The sequence below is a fragment of the Clostridium sp. X genome (genome assembly GCF_055755365.1).
Genome location: NZ_CM146912.1, coordinates 497,359 through 518,698, shown reverse-complemented (window position 1 = coordinate 518,698; position 21,340 = coordinate 497,359). Strand labels below are relative to the sequence as shown.

The window sequence follows — 21,340 nt, the reverse complement described above, 5'->3', positions numbered from 1 at the left end:
TACCCTCCCTATAATTCTGTAACTCCTCTTCCTTCGTCAGATGAGTACTCTGCTTATGATAGCTTTGCTAGTGATATTATTATACTAGTACCTGCATCTTCGTGGCCAATAGCCCATATCTTGCCTTTATGAGCTTCTACAATTTGTTTTGAGATAGCAAGTCCAAGTCCGCTGCCTTTTGTTTCAGTTCTTGCTAAATCACCTCTGTAGAATCTGTCAAATATTCTATTTATATGATTTTTATCAATACCAGAACCGTTATCTCTTATTTCAATAACAATGCTAGAGTTTGTTTCTCTTAGCATTATAGTTATTTTTCCTTCTTCTTTGTTCATATATTTTCGAGAGTTATCAATAATATTAATTATAACTCTTCGCATTCTTTCTCTATCAAGCATCACATATTTTGATTCCTTCAAGTAGTTTTCAAGTGCAATTGATATATTATGTTTCAGAAGTTCAAGAGTGCTTTCCATAACGCAGTAATCAAAAAAACTAGCAATATCAGTCTTTTCATAGTTAAAAGGAAGCTGATTTAAGTCAAGTTTAGAGTATAAAAGTAAATCATCAATCATCACATCAATGAGTTCAGCTTTTGAATATATAGTTTTTAAGTAAAATTCTACTTTTTCAGGGGTGTTAGCTACCCCATCTAAAATCCCTTCAACATAACCTTTTATGGAGGTTATGGGAGTTCTTAAATCATGAGAGATACTAGAAACAAGCATAGTTCTATTATCATCATATTTTATTTTAAGACGAACAGAATCTTTTAATTGTATTCTCATTTTTTCAAAATCTGCACATAGTTCTCTAATTTCTTTATCACCGATTTCTGCAATTTCTAAGTTTAAATCACCTCTACTAATCTCAGATGTAGCTCTTTTAAGATGAGTTATAGGATCTAACATTTTCTTAGAAAATAGATATGACATAATCATGTTAGAAACTATAAATGATATAAAAAATACTGCACCTGAAATCATTAGTATATATTTTAAAGACTCTAAGTTTTTAAAATCATCGTAGTTTATGTTTGAATTAAAGGATTTAAAGGGGATAACCTTAAGAATGAAAATTGTTAGGATTACAATAGTCAATGGAATTACAACAGTTATAGTATTATAAATAATTAAACGTTTTTTTATTTGCATTTACTCACCTTGATTATTAAAAGTCTTTTTTATCAAATAAATAATAAGCACCTGTAAAGAGGAGTATATCATAACTAAGCATCATCATAAATTGACGGAAAATCTTTAAAAAGGAGATGTTGCTGCTAATCCATAATTTGTGCCAGTCTAGCATACTTGTAAAAAACAAACCAGAATAACTTGAAAAAACAAATCCTAATCCTTTAAAAATGATAAAAAGAAGAATAGTTACAAAAAATACACTTATACCGCTTCTAAGTATATTTGTAAGAAGTACAATAGTTAGGGCAAGTACTGTCATTGGAACTAATGTTACTGTATAAGAAACTAATATTTTAATAAGTCCTTGTATTGTAAAGGTATTTGAATTAAAAATAAGACCTATTATGGTTGAAAAGACCATTACAAATATAAGATTTACTAAAACAAATAATAAGATAGCACTTATTTTTGCAGTAAAGAATTTTAACCTTGTAACTGGTCTTGTAATTGTAATTTTCATAGTGTTTTGTGAAAACTCTCCAGAAAAACTATCAATAGTAACAAGTGCAGTAAATAAAGGGAGAATTGTATTAACAACTACAGAAAGTACAAGTAGGGGGAACTCCATGTTAGAAACTCCACGAACTCCAAAACCGCTTCTTAAGATAGTAATGGATAGTTGTCCAAGTATAATGAAAATAAGTGACATAGAGGCTGCCACCATAACTTTTTTCTTTTTATATAGTTTTTCCAGCTCGTTGGTTAAAGCCGCTTTAAATTCTGCCATTTCTTTCTACCTCACTAATAAAATAATTTTCAAGGGAAACATAGTTCTTTAATATATTTTCAGTAGTATCTACATTAAGCATTTTACCATTATATAGTATTCCTATACTGGTACAGGTAAGTTCTACATCATGAATGAGATGGCTTGATATAAAGAAGGTGGTTTTTTCTCTCTCAGAAAGATCTTTTATAATATTTCTCATATGAATCATTCCTTCAACATCAAGTCCATTTAAAGGTTCGTCCAATATTATTACTTCAGGTCTTGATAGTATTGCAGCTGCAATTCCAAGTCTTTGCTTCATTCCAAGAGAAAATTTCCTTGGTTTTTCATTTTTGTATTTTATGAGTCCTGTAAGTTCTAAAACTTCTTCTATTCTTTTACTATCCACGTCTTTATAGTATCTTGAAAATTGTTTTAGATTTTCAAAGGCAGTTAAATAGGGGTAGGATTCAGCAGTTTCTATAATACAACCTACTTTTTTCATAGCTCCCTCAAAGTCTTCAGATATACTGTGACCTAAAATTTTAACATCACCGCTATCAGGAGTTACAAGTCCGGTCATAATTTTCATAGCTGTTGTTTTACCAGCACCATTAGGTCCTAAAAATCCGAAGATTTCACCTCTATGTATATCCAGGTTAATATCTCTTATACCTCGTCCATTTTTATACACTTTGGAGAGGTTTTTAATTTCAATAACTTTTTCCATTTGCATACCTCCAAAACTTAATTTAAGAAAAAACAGTGACAATTTTTTATATGTATTAGGTACTAAGCACTAGAAAACATAGTTTTGAACTATGAGAATAAACTCTTCTAGTACCTAGTACCTCTCAATTATAAGTTGAAAATTTTAATTTATAAACTTTTTAGTTTATTCAAATACTCTTTTATAGTCGTTATCGAATAATAAATTAGAACCACCAAATCTTTCATTCATATTGAAATATACTTTTCCAGCATGTTGATCTATATATATATTTCCTTCAACCTTATTACCAGAAGAAGTAGCAGTAAAGTTTGCATTTAAATCTTTTTCTTGGAATTTTGCATTAAATTTAAAGTCTTTTTTATTAGCTGCATATTCTTCGTAACCGGAAGCATACTTTTCGTAATGTCTTCCTACAATAGTTGTTTCGTTTATTTCAGTTATTTCTATAAACTTTTCACCTATTTTTTCAAATTTATCTTCTTTTTCAAGGACTATATCAGTTTTGTATGTTCCTACATATTTTTTAGGATTAGATAATTTGCTATAATCTTTTTCTATATTTTTTTCTACCTTCTTACCAGCAAGATTAGGTCTATTAACAGCAGTTGAGTTAACACCATATAGTTTTCCAGATAGCTCAAAAGTTAGGGTATGCTCTTTTCCATTATCATCTTTACCAGATATTGTTCCAGTACCAAGTAAGTTTTCTATTAATCCATCTTTGTTTACAAGCATATGTCCTGTAATTTCTTTTACAAATATATCTTTTGTAATTTTAGGCATAAGATCATCTGTGTTTTGTCTATGACTGAATTCATTTTTAGATTGAAAAGATACTACTGCATTAATTAAAGCTGGTATCTGAGACTCACTTAAAGAACCAGATAATTCTTTACTTCCATCAGATTTTTCATTAACTATAACATAATCTTTTAAATTACCTACAAGAATATCTGCTATTCTTTCAACATCTTCAGCACCTTTTTCCTTAAATGGGTTTGTAAAGATGTGACCTTCTTGAGGAGTTGTAAATTCAGTTACATAATAAACAGCTTCATTATTATTTTTGCTTATACTTCCGTTTTTGTCAGAGAAGTTGTAGTAATCAAATGTCTTTTTACCATCAATACTTGTTGTTATGCTTTCTGTGGCTTTTTTTGAAACATCATATTTATTTAAAGATTTTTCAGAGGCTATAACATTACCATCAGCCTTTACTACAAAAGACATATCCATTGTATAACTAGAAAGTTTAGTAGTAGCACTTTCAGCTGTGTATTTTATAGAATCCTTTAGTACGTCATAGCCAGTTTTAGATGCTATTTCAGCAATAGCTGTAGTAGCAAGCATTGTTGTACCAAGAGCGAAACTTAAAATCATTGCGGTTTTTTTCTTGAATTTCATTTATAAAACTCCTTTTTATTTAAAATTTGTTAATGACATGAAGGTCCTTCATAATTCTATTATAAAGTATATATATCTACTTTCTATAAATTAATTATAAACAAAGTATAAAGTTTATGATATCATTTATTATAAAAACAGTGGAGTGGGAGATCAAATTTCATGAACTTGTATTTAGTGAGGCACGGAGAGACCCAGAGTAATTTCCAGGGGAGATACCTAGGCAGTTTTGAAGATGAATTATCATTAAAAGGTATAGGTGAAATTAAAAGAACAAAAAACTTTATTAAGCATATACGCTTTGATAAGGTATTTTCAAGTGAAAGAAAAAGAGCTATTGATACAGCGAAAATTTTAGAATATACAGAAATAGAATGTGATTATAGATTAAATGAAAGAGATTTTGGGATTTTTGAAAATAAGACATATAATGAAATATGTGATAATTACTCTATGGAGCAAAAGGCTTGGGAAGAGAACTGGATAGATTATAGGATTCCACAGGGAGAGAGCGTATCAGAAACTTATAGTAGAGTAGTAGAATTTATGAAATCCTTAGAGAAGGAAAATTATGAAAACTGTCTTGCTATAACTCATGGTGGAATTATAAGATTAATTTATTGTTATATACTTGGAGGAGATTTAAAAAACTTTTGGAAGTTTGTTTCAAAAAATGGTAGTGTATCAATAATTAAATTCCAATATGATAACTGGTACATTGATTCAATTATACAGTTAGATGCAATGGAGAGTGAAGGTAATGAGTAAGATAACTTTAGTAACAGGAGGAAGCAGAAGCGGTAAAAGCAGCTTTGGAGAAGGGCTATTTAAAGGGAAAGATGAGGTTTTATATATTGCCACTTCAATTATCACTGATGAAGATATGAAAGAAAGAGTTGATATTCATAAAAGAACAAGAAATCAAAATTGGGAAACCTTTGAGGGATATAGAAATTTACATAAGGTTATTAAAGAATCAGAGCATAAATATATTATTCTTGAGTGCGTTACCACTATGATAACCAATTTAATGTTTGATAAATATAGCGATTTTGATAATATATCTAAGAAAGAAATTGAGAATTTAGAAGAAGGTATTAGTGAACAAGTTATAGAAATAATTAATGCTTCTAGAAAGTTTCATAAAGAGATTGTAATAATAACAAATGAAGTCGGCTTTGGGCTTGTATCGGAGTACAAGCTTGGAAGAATCTTTACAGATATATCAGGTAGGATAAATCAACTATTAGGTAAGTTATGTGATGAGGCATATTTAGTGGTATCAGGATTATCTTTAAAAATTAAATAAATACAGGGAGGTTATATGAAAAAATATTATTATGATTTTTTACTTATGTTTCAAATATTAACGAGAGTGCCTATAAATAAATCACTTCCTTGTGAAAAGAGCAATTTCAGAAATGGAGCAAATTTCTTTGCTTTTATAGGATTATTGATTGGACTATGTCAATATGGATTATATATAGTATTATCTAGAGTAATTCCAATAAACTTTGTAGTTATACTTATAATTATCTTTGAGATATTAATTACAGGAGCACTACATCTAGATGGATTTGGCGATACCTGTGATGGTTTCTTTGCTTTTAAAGGTAGTGATAAGATAATAGAAATAATGAAGGATAGTAGAATAGGTACATTTGCTTGTGTAGGCTTAGTATTAAATATTTTGATAAAGTATCAAGGGTACGGACTCCTTTTAGTGAAGTATAGAGTCATAGGTATACTTCTAATACCTATGATAAGTAGATTTTCTATGATATTTCTTAGCTATATTGGAGCTCCAGCTAAGGAAAATGGTTCGGGGAATTTGTTTATTAACACTGTAACTTTAAGGGAAGTAATAGTAAATGTGGTATTTGTCTTAATTATAGGGCTTCTGTTAAACGCTATTTTAAAAACTGTAATATTGTTAATCTTAGCGATAGTTACAACTAGTTTATTTAATGCACTATGTAATTCTAAGATTAAAGGGGTTACCGGTGATAGTTTAGGGGCTAATAACGAGTTAGTTGTGTTAATATCATTGATGATAATATAAATTATTTGACAATATAGAGAAAAAAAATTATACTTAAGCAGACATCCTAAATCTATGATTTGAAGTGAGTGCCTTACTCAGTAGAGTACTCATTCTAGCAATGAGAAGGAGTTTCATAATTAATAAAACTAACAAAACATAATATGAATTTTAGGTGCTTTTTTATGAACAAAGTGAAAAGGAAATGCGGTTAAAATCCGCAACAGCCCCCGCTACTGTATTTGATGACAAATCTTTGGGATCCACTCTAACTATAGGGGAAGGAAAAGATGAGGAAGATTCATAAGTCAGGAGACCTGCCTAAAATTAGTCTTAAATATGCTTTCGGAGGGAAGGTCTATTAGAATATACATATTTATTAAAGATAGAGCATTTTAGTTTTATTTCACTCTAAGATGTTTATTTTTTAGTTATAAGTTAATTCTAGTGGCAGTACGGATAAAGCGTACTGCCACTTTCCTTTTAAGCAGATTTTAAGATTTGCACTAGATTTTAAAAATGGTAACAAAGTAGAAGGGTATTTGAAAGAGAATTAAGAGGAGGAAAATAATATGAATTTATTAAAGGATACAATTGAAAGCATAAGTGGAGTGGACAATGTGGCAATGGAAAGAGCATGGAAGCATATTGATAATCTTACTAAACCGCTTGGGAGTCTTGGAAAACTTGAAGAGATTGCAGCAAGGTTTGCTGGAATTACAGGAAAGGTTTTTAATGAGGTAAAGAAGAGAAATATAATTGTTATGTGTTCTGATAATGGTGTATGTGAAGATGGGGTGAGTTGTGTCGATCAAATAATTACTGAAGTTATGACAAATAGTATTCCAGAAATGAAAACTGGTGTTGGGGTTTTAGCTTCCTTTGCTAATGCAGAGTTAACTGTTGTTGATATTGGAGTTAAAGGAGAAATTGCAAACCCTAAGGTAATAAAGAGAAAAGTGGCTAATGGTACAGCAAATATGTGCAAGGGACCAGCTATGACTAGGGAAGAAGCCATAAAAGCAATAGAAACTGGTATAGAAATTACGGACAAGCTATGTAATGAGGGTTATGACTTGTTTGGAACTGGAGAAATGGGTATTGGAAATACATCTACTAGTGCAACTATTATAGCTTCACTTTTAGATGTAAATATAGAAGAAATAGTTGGTAGAGGTGCTGGACTAACTGAGGAACAGTTTACAGTAAAGAAGAATGTTTTAAAAACAGCTTTAGAGGTTAATAATCCTAATAAAGAGGATGTTATTGATGTGGTGGGTAAAGTTGGAGGATTTGATATTGCTGGAATGTGCGGATGCTTTTTATCAGCAGCTAAGAATAAAAAACCAATAGTTATAGATGGAGTTATCTCATGTGCAGCAGCCCTTTGTGCATATATTTTAAAACCAGAATGTAAAAATTATATGTTTACATCCCATAAGTCAGATGAAAAAGCTGTTAATTATGTGTTTAACTATATAGGACTTGAGCCTATTCTTCATTTAAATATGAGACTTGGAGAAGGTAGTGGATGTCCCCTTGCTTTTAATATTATAGAAGCAGCACTTCATGTAGCTAATAATATGGCTACTTTTGAAAATGTAGGTATAAGCGATGAGTCAAAGGATAAATTTGTTGATATTAGATAAATAAGAATGATGGGTAGCTTTGCAGAAGATGTAAATACTAGTGATAAGGAGGGGAAGTAATGATAAAAAAATTGGAAAAAGGATATGTTCAAGTATATACAGGTAACGGAAAAGGCAAGACAACAGCGGCAGTAGGGCAAGCAATAAGAGCAGTTGGAAATGGTTTAAAGGTATATATGCTCCAGTTTCTTAAAACTCACCCAACGGGAGAACTAGAGGTTGCAAAGCTAATCGGAGAGGACTTTCAGATTTTTAGATTTGAGAGTAAAAAAGGTTTCTTTTGGAATCTTACTGAAGAAGAAAGGATAACTTTACAGGAAGAAGTGAAAGAAGCGTATAATTTTGCTATGGAAGTAATTAAAAATAATAGCTGTGATGTATTTATCTTAGATGAAATAATGGGAGTTTTATGGAATAAGCTTTTAAGTGAGGAAGAGGTTATAAAACTTATAGATAATAAGCCTGTTAACATGGAACTAATTCTAACAGGAAGAAATGTTCCAGATTCAATTAAAGATAGAGCAGATCTAGTAACAGAAATGAAAGAAATAAAGCACTACATGGAACAGGGAGTTCGTGTAAGGGCAGGAATTGAGTTTTAAATGAAGGTTATTACAAGGTATCCGGGAAGTTTTGGAGAAGTGATTCAAGGAAAAATTAACAATAAAGATATGCTCTTATCCTGTCCTATAAATGTTTATACAACTGTAAAACTATTTGAAAGTAGAAAGCCTTATAGAAAGTGTAAATGGGTTAAGGCTGATAGATTCTTATATAATATTTTAAAAGGATGGAATTATGAAGAGTATTATAAAAGCTTAGATATTAATATCTTTTCTAAAATCCCTACTGGAAAAGGTATGGCTAGCAGTACTGCAGACCTTTGCGCTACATATTATTCTCTTTTAAAGATGTTTGAAAAAGATTTTAATGAAGAAGAGCTTATTAGAGAGTGCATAAACATAGAGCCTACTGATAGCATAATATTTAAAGAAATGACCTTATTTGATTATAAGAAAGGCCTTTATAAAGAAAAAGTAGGTAAGTATCTAAGATATAATATATTAGCTTTTGAAGGAAAAGATAAGATAAATACTGTGGAGTTTAATAATAGGAAGTTACCTGATTTAAGTGATACAACTGATCTTTTTACTATATTAAAAGAAGGAGTATCAGAAAATAATTTAGAAAAGTTTGCTTACGTTTCTGAAGAGAGTATAAAGAGAAATCAGAATAGACTTAACTATGAATGGATAAGTTATATTGAAAATATAAAGGAACACACTTCAGGACTTGGAATTATAGGAGCACATAGCGGTAATGTACTAGGAATAATATATGAAGATGAAGAAAAATTAAAGCAAGCAATTAACTTCATTAAAAAGAAGAATTTCTATAAGTTTTATACTATAAAAACTCTAGAGAGTATAGAATAAGTATTGAAAATTTTGGAAATAGTTAAAGGTTTTCAGCATATATATAATGGTAAAAACAATATGCTGGAGGAGACTATGATTCAAGATAAAATAGAAATAATGTACAATTATGATAAGAGAGAATTAAATGAAATCATAAAAAAGTTAGTTACTACAAGAATATCAATAGATAAAAAAGAATTAGAAAAGACCTTTAAGCAAAGTAATAGAGAAATTCACATATTTAAAGGAGTTCTCAAATGTAATGAATGTGGTGGAAATATGTTTTATAACGAGAGGTATAAAGGATATAAGTGTGCAAACAGTCAAAAAATAAGGGGAAGATGTACATCACATTCTATTAAAGAAGAATATTTATTAGAAGCTATAAAAGAAAGTATTACAGATTGTTTAGAAAATAATATAGATATAGAAGAGTTATATAAAATGGAAAACAAGAAGGCTATAACAGCAGATGCTTATAAAAAAGAACTTAAAAAGATTCAAAGAGAGTTACAAAAGATAGAGAGCCAATTTGAAGTGATGTATTCTGAGGAGATAAGTGGTATAACAAGCTATAGAAATTTTGAAAACTTGATGAGAGCTTTACAGAAGAAACAACAGTTTTTAATAATAAAACAAGGGAATGTAGAGAGTTTAAAATTAAAAAATGAAGATGAAAGTGAAATATACTATCAAATCTGCAAAGAAGAAGTGGACAAGATACTAGGCTTTAAGGATATTAACAGGGAGTTTATTGAGGCTTTAGTAGATAAAATTGTTATCTCGGAAAATAAGGCACTAAGAGAGAAAAAGGTAGATATATATTATAGATTTAAAGGTTAAAAAGTATTAATACTAAATTTATTTAGCTGTATTTTAAATTTAGTATTAATACTTTTTTTGATTTTAAAATTCATTTGCAACCTTGTGAAGATGTTTTAATAATTAAATTTGTTATTTAAGGATAGTTTTAGGATAGAATTATACCTTATAAGTTATATTAATTTAAGAGGTTCTTAAAGTTGATATCCAATAAATTAAAGGGTATTATTAAAAAAGAACTATAAAGGAGTATAAGAAAATGTGGGTATTTAGTTTGTTTCTTGTTATTGTGTTAGGTATTATTTTGGTTTGCATGAAATTGTCAAATAAAATTATACATCCTGAAAAGCATCTTTGTGAGGAAGTTACAACTGATTTAGATAAAGAAGAAGTATATATAGATTCCTCCTATGGATATAAGATGTATGGAGTTTTTTTTCCTAATAAAAATACAAAAAAATTTATTATTATATGTCATGGGTTTAAGTGCTGTATATATAACTCTATGAAATATATGCACATATTTTTAAAAAGAGATTTTAATGTTTTAGTTTATGATAATAGATATCATGGATTAAGTGGAGGGAATGATGTGTCCTTTGGGTATTTTGAAAAGTATGACTTAAAGGCATGGACGGACTGGCTAGTAAATAGGTTTGGGGATGATATCATAGTTGGAACCCATGGCGAGTCAATGGGAGGAGGAACTGTTCTCCAAAATATAGCTATAGATTCTAGAATAAAATTTTGTATTGCAGATTGTGCTTATTCAGATGTTACTAAACTTATGAGGTACCAACTAATAAAACGATATAAGTATGAGTGGTTATGCTGTTTAATGCCATTAATCAGTATGATAGTTAAGATAAGAGCTGGATGGAACTTTAAAGAGGTATCTCCAATAAAGAAATTAGGTGAAGTAGATACCCCGGTAATGTTTATACATGGAAAAGCAGATGACTATGTTCCAACTTATATGAGTGAAGAGATGTATAATGTAAAGAAGGGAATTAAGGAAATATATATTGCTCCTAATTCTCATCATGCAGAAGCTTTTTCAAATAATATTGAAGAGTATGATAGAAGAGTAGGAGAGTTTTTAGATAGGGTGGTGAAGAGTTAAATGAGTTTAAGACTTATTTATGGCCGTGCAGGTTGTGGAAAGAGTGCACAATGCGTAGGGGAAATAAGAAAGAGATTAGAAGATGGAGAAGAGAAACCATTAATTTTAGTTGTTCCAGAACAGTTCTCATTTCAAGCTGAAAAAAGTGTTGTAAAAGCTATTAAAGGTACAGGAATTATAAATGTAGAAGTTACTAGCTTTGAGAGAATGGCATATAAGGTGTTTAATGAGGTTGGAGGGGCAACCAGAAGTCGGATGGATTCTTCAGGTAAGCTTATGTTAATCTTTAGTATTATGAATAGATTAAAGGAGGAACTTAAGCTTTTTGGAGCAGCTGCAGATCAACATGGATTTGTAACTACAGTGTCAGATATTATTACAGAATTTAAAAGATATGATATTACTCCAGAAGAGCTTGAAAACTCACTAAGTCTAATTAACGATGATAGATTATTAAAAGATAAGATTTCGGATATAATTAAGATTTTTGCAGAGTTTGAAAAAAGTTTACATAAAAACTACATAGATAGTGAAGATGAACTATCTATGCTTTATCACAAATTGGAAGAGTCTACTCTATTTAATGAAGCAGAGATATGGTTTGATGAATTCACCTCCTTCACTCCCCAGCAGTATAAGGTCATAGAAAGACTTTTAGGAAAAGTAAAAAGAGTAAATATAACCCTTTGTATGGATTCCCATAATGAAATGGATAGCACAGATGTTTTTGCTCCAGTTAAAAATACAGAGCAAAGACTACGTAGTATTGCAGGTGAAAATAATTATGCTATTGAAGAAGATAAAATATCAGAAAGTACATGTAATGATAGATTTAAAGGTAGCATGGAAATTAAATATTTAGAAGCAAATTATTTCAAGTATCCCTATGAACAATATAAAGAGAAAACAGAGGATATTAAAATAATTAGAGGGCTAAATCAATATGCTGAAGTAGAGAAAGTAGCTATGGATATTATTAAAATGGCAAGAGAAGAAAAGCTGAGGTTTAGGGATATAGCAGTTATAACCAGAGATTTAGGAGCTTATGAAAAGATAGTAAAGACAATATTTCATGAATATGAAATTCCCTATTTTATAGATAACAAACATGAAATAGATGATAACCCTCTTATAGTATTAATAACTTCTGCACTAGAAGTCCTCAATAGAAATTGGTCTTATGAGACTGTGTTTAGATATCTAAAGTCAGGACTTATAAATATTAATAAGGAAGATATAGATATTCTAGAGAACTATGTAATGGCTTATGGAATAAGAGGAAAAAACAAATGGAATAACCTTTGGGAATATGGAAACGAGGAACTTTGTAATAGGGTAAATAATATAAAGCTTCAAGTTACTAAACCTTTAAATAAACTTAGTGAAGATTTAAAGGGTAAAAAGAATGTAGAGGAAATATGTACTGCCTTATATAATTTTTTATGTGAAATTGAAGCTAACAAAATAATAGAGATATGGGTTAGAAAGTTTAAAGAAGAAGGAAATCAAGTCCTGGCAATGGAGTATAGTCAGATTTGGAATATGGTTATAGAGCTTTTAGATCAAGTAGTAGACATATTTAAAGAAGAAAAACTTGAGCTAAAGGAGTTCACAAAGATTCTATCCTTAGGGTTTGGTGAACATAAGATGGGGCTTATTCCACCATCTCTTGATCAAGTTCTAGTTTCAGATGTGGAGAGAGTTAGAACCCATGAAGTTAAGCTTTTATATATTTTAGGAGTTAATGATGGAGTTTTTCCAGCGGTATCAAAGGACGAGGGAATACTTACGGATTCAGATAGAAATAAACTTAGAACAATAGACATTGAAATTGCAGAAGATACTAAGTCTAAGAGCTTTAATGAACAGTATTTAATATACAGAACATTAACTATTACTTCAAAGTATTTAAGAGTATGTTATTCTATTGGAGATTTTGAGGGGAAGGCCCTAAGACCTTCTATTATTATATCAAGATTTAAGGCTCTATTTCATAAAGTAAAAGAAGAGGGAGATATAGTAGAAGGAAATGATGAAGAAAGTCTTGAGTACGTTTCAAGAGAAGTTCCTACTTTTAATAAACTGGTATCTATACTGAGAAGAGATAATAATAAGAACTCAAGCCCTCTTTGGAGTGATGTTTTTGATTGGTACTCATCCAATAATGATTGGAAAGATAGATTAAAGGTAATTTTTTCAGCGGCTGCTTATACAAATGATGTAGAGCAAATAAGAGAAGATAAGATAAGAAAATTATATGGAAATAAATTATATTTTAGTGTATCTAGAATAGAAAAGTATACTGAGTGTCCTTTTGCTTTTTATGTTCAATATGGATTAAAAGCAAAAGAAAGAAGAATTTTTTCTATAAGTGCTCCAGACTTAGGTACATTTATGCACAGTGTTATTGATGAGTTTTCTAAAACTGTGGATGAAAATTCTCTTAAGTGGTACGAAATAGATGAGGCATGGTGTAGAGATACTGTAGCTAGAATTGTAGATGAAAAGTCTAAAGAGGTATCAGAGGGAATATTTGATAGCTCTCCAAGGTATAGATACTTCACAGAAAGATTAAAGAGAGTTCTCATTAAAGCTATTCTTATCATAGTAGAACACCTAAAGAGAAGTGGTTTTCAGCCTATAGGATATGAAATAGGTTTTGGTGAGGGGGAAGCTTATCCGCCTATTCATATAGAGCTTTCTAATGGAGAAAAGGTTCAGCTTATAGGAAGAATTGATAGAGTTGATAAACTAGAACTTCAGGGCAAGGAATATTATAGAATAATAGATTATAAATCTGGAAATAAAGAGTTCAAGCTATCAGACGTATATTATGGACTTCAAATGCAGCTTCTAACATATTTAGATGCAATACTTTCAAATGAGGAAGTTAACATGACAGATGAAGTAATTCCGGGAGGGGTCTTATATTTTAAGGTAGATGATCCTATTATAAAGGGAAGTAGAAGTATATCAGATGAGGAAATAGAAAAAGAGATTATGAAGGCTCTAAAAATGAAAGGGCTTTTAATTGCAGATCCTGAAGTTGTAAAGGAAATGGATAGAGAGATAGAAGGGGCATCACTAATAATTCCAGCAAGAATTAATAAAGATGGTAACCTTGGAAAATCTTCTGTTGGAACGGAAGAACAATTTAAAATGCTTAGAGAACATGTAAAGGAAAATCTAGTGAAGGCTTGTGAAAATATGCTAAAGGGAGAAATAAAAATTAAGCCTTATAAAAATAAGGATTTCTCTGCTTGTATTTACTGTCTATATTCATCTATATGCCAATTTGACAATGGATTTGAAGACAATAACTATAAGGTTATTGAAGATAAGAAAGACGAAGAAGTATGGGAATTATTAAGAAAAGAACATGAAATAAAAGAAGAGGATAGAAAAGAGGTGAAATGATTTGGAGGAGGTAAGATGGACCAAGGAACAACAGGCTGCCATTGATACTCATGGGTGTAATCTACTTGTTGCTGCAGCGGCAGGCTCAGGAAAGACAGCAGTTTTAGTAGAGAGAATAATAAAGATGGTAACAGATATAAAAAATCCAATAGATATTGATAGGCTTTTAGTTGTAACCTTTACTAATGCAGCTGCCGCTGAGATGAAGGAGAGAATAGCAAAGTCTATTAGTGATGAACTTATAAAGTATCCAAAGTCAGTTCAGCTTCAAAGACAATTAACTCTGCTAAACAGAGCTAGTATAACTACAATTCATTCTTTTTGTTTAGAGGTAATAAGAAGTAATTTTCACTATTTAGATATAGATCCGAGCTTTAGAGTAGGCGATACTACAGAAACTATTTTACTTAAAAGTGAAGTCATAGAGGAGATGTTTGAAGAGTTATATGAAGTTGAAAGTTGCAGCAAGGAATTTTTAGACTTAGTTGAGTTTTACAGCAACAACAGAGATGATTTTGCTCTTCAAAACATTGTATTAGATTTATATAATTTTGTAATGAGTTCTCCAAATCCAAAAGAAACCTTAAATTCTATGGCAAGTGATTTTGATGTAGAAGAGTCCTATGATTTTGGTGGTTCTAAATGGGCAAAAGTCATAATGGAAGATATAAAAATTGAACTTATGGGGCTTAAAGGTCTAATGGAAAGTGCTATAGATATAATAAATAGTACAGGAGGCTTAGACACATATCTAGAGAACTTTGAAGATGAACTAGCCATGATAAATGATTTAATATTAAGTTGTGACTCTTCTTGGGATAATCTTAAAACAGCTACTGAAGCTACTGACTTTAAAAAACTTAAAGCTTGTAAGAATTGCAAAGATAAAGAAAATCAAGACATAGTAAAAGAAATAAGAAATAAAGTTAAAAAGCAAATAAAAGAGGATATGAAGCAAAAGCTACTTTTATATGCTGGAGAAGAAACAACAAAGGATTTAAGAGAGTTATATCCAATAATGAAGGCTCTATCAGACTTAGTAATTAATTTTATGGATAGGTATGGGAAAGCAAAGAGAGAAAGAGGAATAATTGACTTCAATGACTTTGAGCATTTTTGCCTCCATATTCTTAGCATGCCGGAAGTGGCTTCTAGTTTAAGAGAAAAGTATATAGAAATACTTGTAGATGAGTATCAGGATAGTAATGAGGTACAGGAAGCTATAGTTAATTCTATTGCTAGAAAAGATGAAGTCACAGAAAAAAATATAAATGTATTTATGGTGGGAGATGTAAAGCAGAGTATTTATAGGTTTAGACAGGCAAAGCCAGAGCTGTTTTTAAATAAATATAATAGCTACTCATTAGATGAGGGAGAAAAGGAAAGAAAGATTACTTTATTTAAAAACTTTAGAAGTAGAAAAGAGATATTAGATTCTGTTAACTTTATATTTAAACAGATAATGTCCGTAAATATAGGGGAACTGGACTATGATGACAGTGAAGCTCTAAACTTAGGAGCTGACTACATGGAATATAGTGAAAAAGGGTCAGTTGTGGGAGGATCAATAGAGCTTAATATTATAGATAAAAGCAGTGATGAGGGACAGGAAGTATTTGTTGATAATAAAGAAGAGAATTTTAATGAAGATGAAGAAGTACTCTCTAAGATACAAATAGAAGCAAGACTTGTAGCTAAAAGGATAAATGAACTTATAAATGAAAGAGAAGAAGAAACTCTTAAAATATATGATAAGGATATAAAAGGATATAGAAAGGTAGAATATAGAGATATAGTAATTCTATTAAGAAGCACTTCAAGTTGGGCACCTGTATTTATGGATGAATTAAAGGAATATTTGGTTCCGGCTTATGCGGATGTGGGAAATGGATATTTTGAGGCCTTAGAAATTAGAACTATGCTATCACTACTCCAAATAATAGATAATCCAAGGCAAGATATACCTCTTATTGCTATATTACGTTCGCCAATTGGAGCATTCACGCCAGAGGAACTTATTGATATTAGACTAGAGAATAAAAATGGAGAATTCTATGAGGGCTTAGTTAAGCTTTCAGAAAGAGAAGATGTAGATGCAGAAGAGAGTAGTCTAAAAGATAAATGTATTAATTTCTTAAAGAAATTAAAGGTGTGGAGAGATGAATCTATACATATGCCTATAGATGAATTTATATGGCATCTATACACAGATACTGGATACTATGGCTATGTAGGAGCTTTAGCAGGAGGAATTCAAAGGCAAGCAAACCTTAGAATATTATTTGAGAGAGCTAGACAATATGAAACCACAAGTTATAAGGGATTATTTAATTTTATAAGCTTTATAAATAAGCTTAAGGTGAGTAACGGAGATATGGGAAGTGCTAAAATACTAGGAGAGAATGAAAATGTAGTTAGGATAATGAGTATTCATAAAAGTAAAGGTCTAGAATTTCCTGTAGTATTTTTATGTGCACTTGGCAAGAATTTTAATATGCAGGATTTAAATAAAAGAATACTTTTCCATAATGAATTAGGGTACGGACCAGATTACATCAATTTAGATAAGAGATTATCCTATCCAACGGCATTGAAGCAAGCTTTAAAAAAGAAAATAAAAATGGAAACTCTCTCTGAAGAGATTAGAATTTTATATGTAGCATTAACAAGAGCAAAAGAAAAGCTAATTATGGTAGGTGGAGTAAATAACATTGAAAATTATGCTAAGAAGTGGGCTTATGGATTAAGAGATAGTAGCTTCAAGTTAACGGAATATGAAGTATCTAAAGGAAAGTGTTATTTAGATTGGATTGGACCAGCAGTTATAAGACATAAAGATGGAAAAATGCTTCGAGAAGTTGCAGGAATAGAAGAGTATAATCTTATAAATTTACTAGAGGACTCTTCTAAATGGGAGATTAAATTTCATAATATAAGCGATATAATTAATAATGAAATTGAAAACATTGAGGAACATTTACCAGAGGAAGTAGTAGATATAGAGGAAACTGAAAGTAAGAGTAAGTACCATGATGAAATAAAACGTAGATTAGAATGGGAATATGAATATACAAGAGCTGCACAGCTTCCAACACTCTTAACTGTTACCGAGGTAAAAAGAATGCACAGCAGAGATATGATCAGAAGTTTGCATAATGATTATTCACAGGATATATATACTCCTAGTCTTGTACAAAGACCAGCCTTTATGGAAAAGAATAAAAAGTTAACAGGAGCAGAAAAAGGTACGGCTATGCATGCAGTTATGCAAAAGCTTGATTTCAGAGGAGAGTTAAGCAGAGAAAGTATAAAGAAACAAATAGAGAAATTAGTAGCCAAGGAATTAATTACAGAAGAGCAAAAAGAGAGCATAGATATTGAAAAAATACTTAATTTTTTTAGTTCGGAGATTGGGAAAAGAATAATAAAATCAAAATATGTATATAGAGAAGTTCCTTTTCATATACAATTAAATAGCACAGAAGTATTTTTAGATTTACCTAAAGATAAATATGAGGATGAATATATTATGCTTCAAGGTATAATAGATTGCTATTTTGAAGAAGATGAGGGAATAGTACTTGTAGATTATAAAACAGATTATTATAAAGAAGGACATGGAGAACTGGTTAAAGAAAGATATAAAGTACAGTTAGATTACTATGCAAAGGCTATTGAGGTAATAACTAGTAAAAAAGTTAAAGAAAAATATTTATATTTGTTTTATAATAATGAGGAGTTGGCAATGGACTAAGAGAGGAGATGGGGTTAAAAATTGAGTATGACAGATAAGAATATACAGGATTTTAAAGTTAATGATAAAATTGAAAATTATTTTATTATAAAAAGTGCTGAATGTAGAACCAGTACTAACGGTAAAAAATATTTAGATTTTACTATTGGAGATTGTACAGGAGAAATAAATTCTAAGTATTGGAACTATAATGAAGGTGATGAAGAGTTATATAAACCTAATGTACTTATAAAAGTAAGAGGTAGTGTTACGGTATGGCAGAATAATAACCAATTTAAGATAGATAGAATTAGAGTAACTAACGAACAGGATAATGTTCAGATATCTAATTTTGTACCATCTGCTCCATATACCTCTGAAGCTATGTATAAAGAAGTTATGGATTATATAGATAAAATAAAAAATGATGATATAAAAAATATTTTATTTCATATTATAGAGAATTATGAAGATAAATTAATGCATTTTCCAGCAGCTAAGAAAAATCATCATGCAATAAGAGCTGGATTATTATATCATACAACTACTATGCTAAAAGCTGGAGAAAAACTATGTGAAGTATATGCTTTTATAAATACAGATCTGCTATATGGAGGAATAATCCTTCATGATCTTGCAAAAATAGATGAAATGGATGCAAGTGAACTTGGAATTGTAAGTGATTACACTGTAGAGGGGCAGCTTTTAGGTCACATAATTCAAGGAGTAAAAAACATAGAAGTTGCAGCACAAAAGGTAGGAGCAGATAAGGAAATAACAATGTTATTGCAGCATATGATTTTATCCCATCATTATGAAGCTGACTTTGGAAGTCCTAAAAAGCCTATGATTCCAGAGGCTCAAATGTTGCACTATTTAGATATATTAGATGCTAGCTTATATGACATGCATAAGGCAACAAGTGAAGCAAATAGAGGGGAGTTTTCGAATCCAGTATGGTCTCTTGATAAGAGAAAGATATATAGAACGAATATTGAATTTTAAAAAAATGAAGGTGTTAGGGCACCTTTATTTTTTTTATATTAAATAATAAGCATCCATATTAATTTTATGATAAATATGTGTAAAGAAAATAATAATTAAATCGATAATAAAATACTAAATAATTATTTTATACATTTTAGAATTTAAAGAAAAAATTAACAATATCATAAGTTTTACAGCTTGTCTATATTTTCGTCTTGACATTTATAGCAAAGATTGTATATTCTTAATTTATAGGTAAAGTTATATTAAACTTAGGAGGACTAAATATGAAAAAGATAGGGTATAAAATAATCCTTATAACATCATTAATAGCTTTTATTACAGGAATAATTATAAGTGGTACTATGACTTATAAAAACATTCAAACTAACAATAAATTAGTAGCTATTCAAAAGGAAGCCTTATATGATAATTATAATGTTAAAATTAAAGAACAAGTAGAAATTGCAATTTCTATGATAGATGCAATACATAAAAAAGTCCAAACAGGTGAATTGACTATAGAAGAGGCTAAAAATCAAAGCGCAAGTTTATTAAGAGTAATGAAGTATGGTGAAAATGGATACTTTTGGGCGGATACTGTTGAGGGTGTAAACGTTGTACTTTTAGGTAATAAAACAGAGGGAACAAATAGAATAGAGTCTAAAGATTCTAACGGCACATATTTTATAAAAGAGATAATTGAGAATGGTAAAAAACCAGACGGAGGATATACAGACTACTGGTTTCCAAAGTCAGGAGAAACAACACCATTACTTAAAAGAGGGTACGCAAAACTATATGCTCCTTTCAATTGGGTAATAGGTACAGGTAACTATGTAGAGGATATTGATAAAATTATAGCTAGCAATGAAGCTATGATAAAAAAAGATTTGACGCAAAGTATAATGATTAATATAGTTCTATTTGTAGGTGCATTAATTGTAGCTGTTATTTTAGCTTTCTTCTTAAGTAAAGATATAGAGAAGCCTTTAATAAAAATTAAGGATTTTGCACAAAGATTATCTGAATACGATTTTTCAACTCCAATCGATGTTACAAGAAAAGATGAATTAGGACAAACTGGTGATGCCTTAAATACAGCACAGAAAAATGTAAGTGGTTTAGTGAAAGTAATTATGGAAAACTCACAGGAGATAACTGCATCTTCACAAGAACTTTCAGCAACCATAGAAGAATTAACAGTAAAAACAGGAACTATTGATGAATCAGTAGAAGTTATTGCTGCAGGTATGCAAGAATCTAGTGCTTCATCACAGGAGATAAGTGCATCTGTTGAAGAAGTAGATTCAAGTATTAATGAGCTTACATCTAAGGCAATGGACGGAAGCAATAAAGCAAATGAGTCTAAAGAAAGAGCTACAATAGTTAAAAATAGTAGCAAAAAGGCTATTGAGGATACTCTAAGAGTATATGCTGAGAAGCAAAGCAATATGGAAAAAGCTATTGAAGGTGGAAAAGTAGTAGAGAATATAAAAGTTATGGCAGATACTATTGGAAGTATAGCAGAGCAAACAAATTTACTTGCATTAAATGCTGCAATAGAGGCAGCAAGAGCAGGGGAGCAGGGAAAAGGTTTTGCAGTTGTAGCTGAAGAAGTTAGAAAACTTGCAGAGCAATCAGCACAAGCAGTAATAAATATTCAAGATACTATTGTTAAGGTTCAGCAAGCATTTAAGAGTAGTATTGATACAGGTAGTGATATATTAGAATTTATAAACATACAGGTGCATGAACAGTTTTATGCTTATGGAGAAACAGGTAATCAGTATTATAATGACTCAGACTATGTAAGCAAAATGTCTGAGGAAATTGCTGCTATGGCTGAAGAAATTACAGCTACAGTTGGTCAAGTAAATGAGGCAGTACAGAACATGGCATATGCATCACAAAAATCAAGTGAAAATGCTGACACAATAAGAGAGAGCATGAATGAAACTAGTAAAGCTATAGAAGAAATGGCAGTAACAGCACAAAGTCAAGCAGAACTTGCTCAAAAATTGGATGAAATAGTACAGCAATTTAAGATATAGTTATATTAAGATAGGTCCTTCATAATAGGAGATGGACAACTTTAAAGCAATACA

The 21,340-nt window shown here is 30.4% G+C and carries 15 protein-coding genes, 1 pseudogene and 1 riboswitch; of the genes and pseudogenes, 12 read left to right on the top strand and 4 right to left on the bottom strand.

Annotated elements, in window-relative coordinates; genetic code table 11:
* Nucleotides 1-53: 53 nt before the first annotated feature.
* The 4 genes and pseudogenes from ACX0KU_RS02515 to ACX0KU_RS02500 all read right to left on the bottom strand — a co-directional run.
* Nucleotides 54-989, bottom strand: a pseudogene (locus ACX0KU_RS02515) (sensor histidine kinase); the annotation flags it as partial.
* A gap of 181 nt (nucleotides 990-1,170) precedes the next feature.
* A complete protein-coding gene (locus ACX0KU_RS02510) occupies nucleotides 1,171-1,923 on the bottom strand; it encodes an ABC transporter permease (protein WP_472991352.1) in 753 nt (250 codons plus the stop codon).
* Nucleotides 1,910-2,635 (bottom strand): ABC transporter ATP-binding protein, encoded by a 726-nt coding sequence (locus tag ACX0KU_RS02505; RefSeq protein ID WP_472991351.1) that lies wholly within the window; start codon nucleotides 2,633-2,635, stop codon nucleotides 1,910-1,912. The genes ACX0KU_RS02510 and ACX0KU_RS02505 overlap by 14 nt, the downstream gene beginning before the upstream one ends.
* Before the next feature lie 165 nt (nucleotides 2,636-2,800).
* The gene (locus ACX0KU_RS02500) at nucleotides 2,801-4,042 is read right to left on the bottom strand and encodes a hypothetical protein (protein ID WP_472991350.1); all 1,242 of its coding nucleotides are present in this window, start codon (nucleotides 4,040-4,042) and stop codon (nucleotides 2,801-2,803) included.
* A 162-nt stretch (nucleotides 4,043-4,204) separates the two neighbouring features.
* On the opposite strand from ACX0KU_RS02500, the gene ACX0KU_RS02495 reads away from it, so the two are divergent.
* The 12 genes from ACX0KU_RS02495 to ACX0KU_RS02440 all read left to right on the top strand — a co-directional run bounded on the left by ACX0KU_RS02495 (nucleotide 4,205) and on the right by ACX0KU_RS02440 (nucleotide 21,286).
* Nucleotides 4,205-4,810 (top strand): histidine phosphatase family protein, encoded by a 606-nt coding sequence (locus tag ACX0KU_RS02495; protein WP_472991349.1) that lies wholly within the window; start codon nucleotides 4,205-4,207, stop codon nucleotides 4,808-4,810.
* Entirely contained in the window at nucleotides 4,803-5,351 is a 549-nt protein-coding gene (cobU, locus tag ACX0KU_RS02490) for a bifunctional adenosylcobinamide kinase/adenosylcobinamide-phosphate guanylyltransferase (protein ID WP_472991348.1), read from the top strand. Before ACX0KU_RS02495 ends, cobU begins: the two co-directional genes overlap by 8 nt.
* Before the next feature lie 15 nt (nucleotides 5,352-5,366).
* Nucleotides 5,367-6,104 carry an adenosylcobinamide-GDP ribazoletransferase gene (gene cobS, locus ACX0KU_RS02485; RefSeq protein ID WP_472991347.1) on the top strand — a complete coding sequence of 246 codons (738 nt, stop codon included), beginning with the start codon at nucleotides 5,367-5,369 and terminating at the stop codon, nucleotides 6,102-6,104.
* Nucleotides 6,105-6,239: 135 nt separating this feature from the next.
* A riboswitch (cobalamin riboswitch) is annotated at nucleotides 6,240-6,422 on the top strand.
* Nucleotides 6,423-6,655: 233 nt separating this feature from the next.
* On the top strand, nucleotides 6,656-7,732 hold the full coding sequence (gene cobT, locus ACX0KU_RS02480) for a nicotinate-nucleotide--dimethylbenzimidazole phosphoribosyltransferase (RefSeq protein ID WP_472991346.1): 1,077 nt from the start codon (nucleotides 6,656-6,658) through the stop codon (nucleotides 7,730-7,732).
* A 62-nt stretch (nucleotides 7,733-7,794) separates the two neighbouring features.
* Nucleotides 7,795-8,334 carry a cob(I)yrinic acid a,c-diamide adenosyltransferase gene (locus ACX0KU_RS02475; RefSeq protein ID WP_472992392.1) on the top strand — a complete coding sequence of 180 codons (540 nt, stop codon included), beginning with the start codon at nucleotides 7,795-7,797 and terminating at the stop codon, nucleotides 8,332-8,334.
* On the top strand, nucleotides 8,335-9,168 hold the full coding sequence (locus ACX0KU_RS02470) for a GHMP family kinase ATP-binding protein (protein ID WP_472991345.1): 834 nt from the start codon (nucleotides 8,335-8,337) through the stop codon (nucleotides 9,166-9,168).
* Between the two features lie 12 nt (nucleotides 9,169-9,180).
* Nucleotides 9,181-9,993 carry a recombinase zinc ribbon domain-containing protein gene (locus ACX0KU_RS02465; protein WP_472991344.1) on the top strand — a complete coding sequence of 271 codons (813 nt, stop codon included), beginning with the start codon at nucleotides 9,181-9,183 and terminating at the stop codon, nucleotides 9,991-9,993.
* Nucleotides 9,994-10,231: 238 nt separating this feature from the next.
* On the top strand, nucleotides 10,232-11,095 hold the full coding sequence (locus tag ACX0KU_RS02460; protein ID WP_472991343.1) for an alpha/beta hydrolase: 864 nt from the start codon (nucleotides 10,232-10,234) through the stop codon (nucleotides 11,093-11,095).
* Complete coding sequence (gene addB, locus ACX0KU_RS02455) at nucleotides 11,096-14,512, top strand: helicase-exonuclease AddAB subunit AddB (protein WP_472991342.1); 3,417 nt, start codon at nucleotides 11,096-11,098, stop codon at nucleotides 14,510-14,512.
* Between the two features lies 1 nt (nucleotide 14,513).
* The gene (addA, locus tag ACX0KU_RS02450; protein WP_472991341.1) at nucleotides 14,514-18,266 is read left to right on the top strand and encodes a helicase-exonuclease AddAB subunit AddA; all 3,753 of its coding nucleotides are present in this window, start codon (nucleotides 14,514-14,516) and stop codon (nucleotides 18,264-18,266) included.
* Nucleotides 18,267-18,293: 27 nt separating this feature from the next.
* Nucleotides 18,294-19,250 (top strand): 3'-5' exoribonuclease YhaM family protein, encoded by a 957-nt coding sequence (locus ACX0KU_RS02445; RefSeq protein ID WP_472991340.1) that lies wholly within the window; start codon nucleotides 18,294-18,296, stop codon nucleotides 19,248-19,250.
* Nucleotides 19,251-19,519: 269 nt separating this feature from the next.
* Nucleotides 19,520-21,286: a methyl-accepting chemotaxis protein gene (locus tag ACX0KU_RS02440; protein WP_472991339.1), complete on the top strand. Its 1,767-nt coding sequence runs from the start codon at nucleotides 19,520-19,522 to the stop codon at nucleotides 21,284-21,286.
* Nucleotides 21,287-21,340: the final 54 nt, after the last annotated feature.

Excerpts from the sequence above, each read along its gene's own strand:
- cobU (WP_472991348.1), top strand. The coding sequence starts at position 4,803 with ATGAGTAAGATAACTTTAGTAACAGGAGGAAGCAGAAGCGGTAAAAGC.
- cobS (WP_472991347.1), top strand. The coding sequence starts at position 5,367 with ATGAAAAAATATTATTATGATTTTTTACTTATGTTTCAAATATTAACG.
- ACX0KU_RS02460 (WP_472991343.1), top strand. The coding sequence starts at position 10,232 with ATGTGGGTATTTAGTTTGTTTCTTGTTATTGTGTTAGGTATTATTTTG.
- ACX0KU_RS02445 (WP_472991340.1), top strand. The coding sequence starts at position 18,294 with ATGACAGATAAGAATATACAGGATTTTAAAGTTAATGATAAAATTGAA.
- ACX0KU_RS02505 (WP_472991351.1), bottom strand. The coding sequence starts at position 2,635 with ATGGAAAAAGTTATTGAAATTAAAAACCTCTCCAAAGTGTATAAAAAT.
- ACX0KU_RS02495 (WP_472991349.1), top strand. The coding sequence starts at position 4,205 with ATGAACTTGTATTTAGTGAGGCACGGAGAGACCCAGAGTAATTTCCAG.
- ACX0KU_RS02500 (WP_472991350.1), bottom strand. The coding sequence starts at position 4,042 with ATGAAATTCAAGAAAAAAACCGCAATGATTTTAAGTTTCGCTCTTGGT.
- cobT (WP_472991346.1), top strand. The coding sequence starts at position 6,656 with ATGAATTTATTAAAGGATACAATTGAAAGCATAAGTGGAGTGGACAAT.
- ACX0KU_RS02440 (WP_472991339.1), top strand. The coding sequence starts at position 19,520 with ATGAAAAAGATAGGGTATAAAATAATCCTTATAACATCATTAATAGCT.
- ACX0KU_RS02470 (WP_472991345.1), top strand. The coding sequence starts at position 8,335 with ATGAAGGTTATTACAAGGTATCCGGGAAGTTTTGGAGAAGTGATTCAA.
- addB (WP_472991342.1), top strand. The coding sequence starts at position 11,096 with ATGAGTTTAAGACTTATTTATGGCCGTGCAGGTTGTGGAAAGAGTGCA.
- ACX0KU_RS02510 (WP_472991352.1), bottom strand. The coding sequence starts at position 1,923 with ATGGCAGAATTTAAAGCGGCTTTAACCAACGAGCTGGAAAAACTATAT.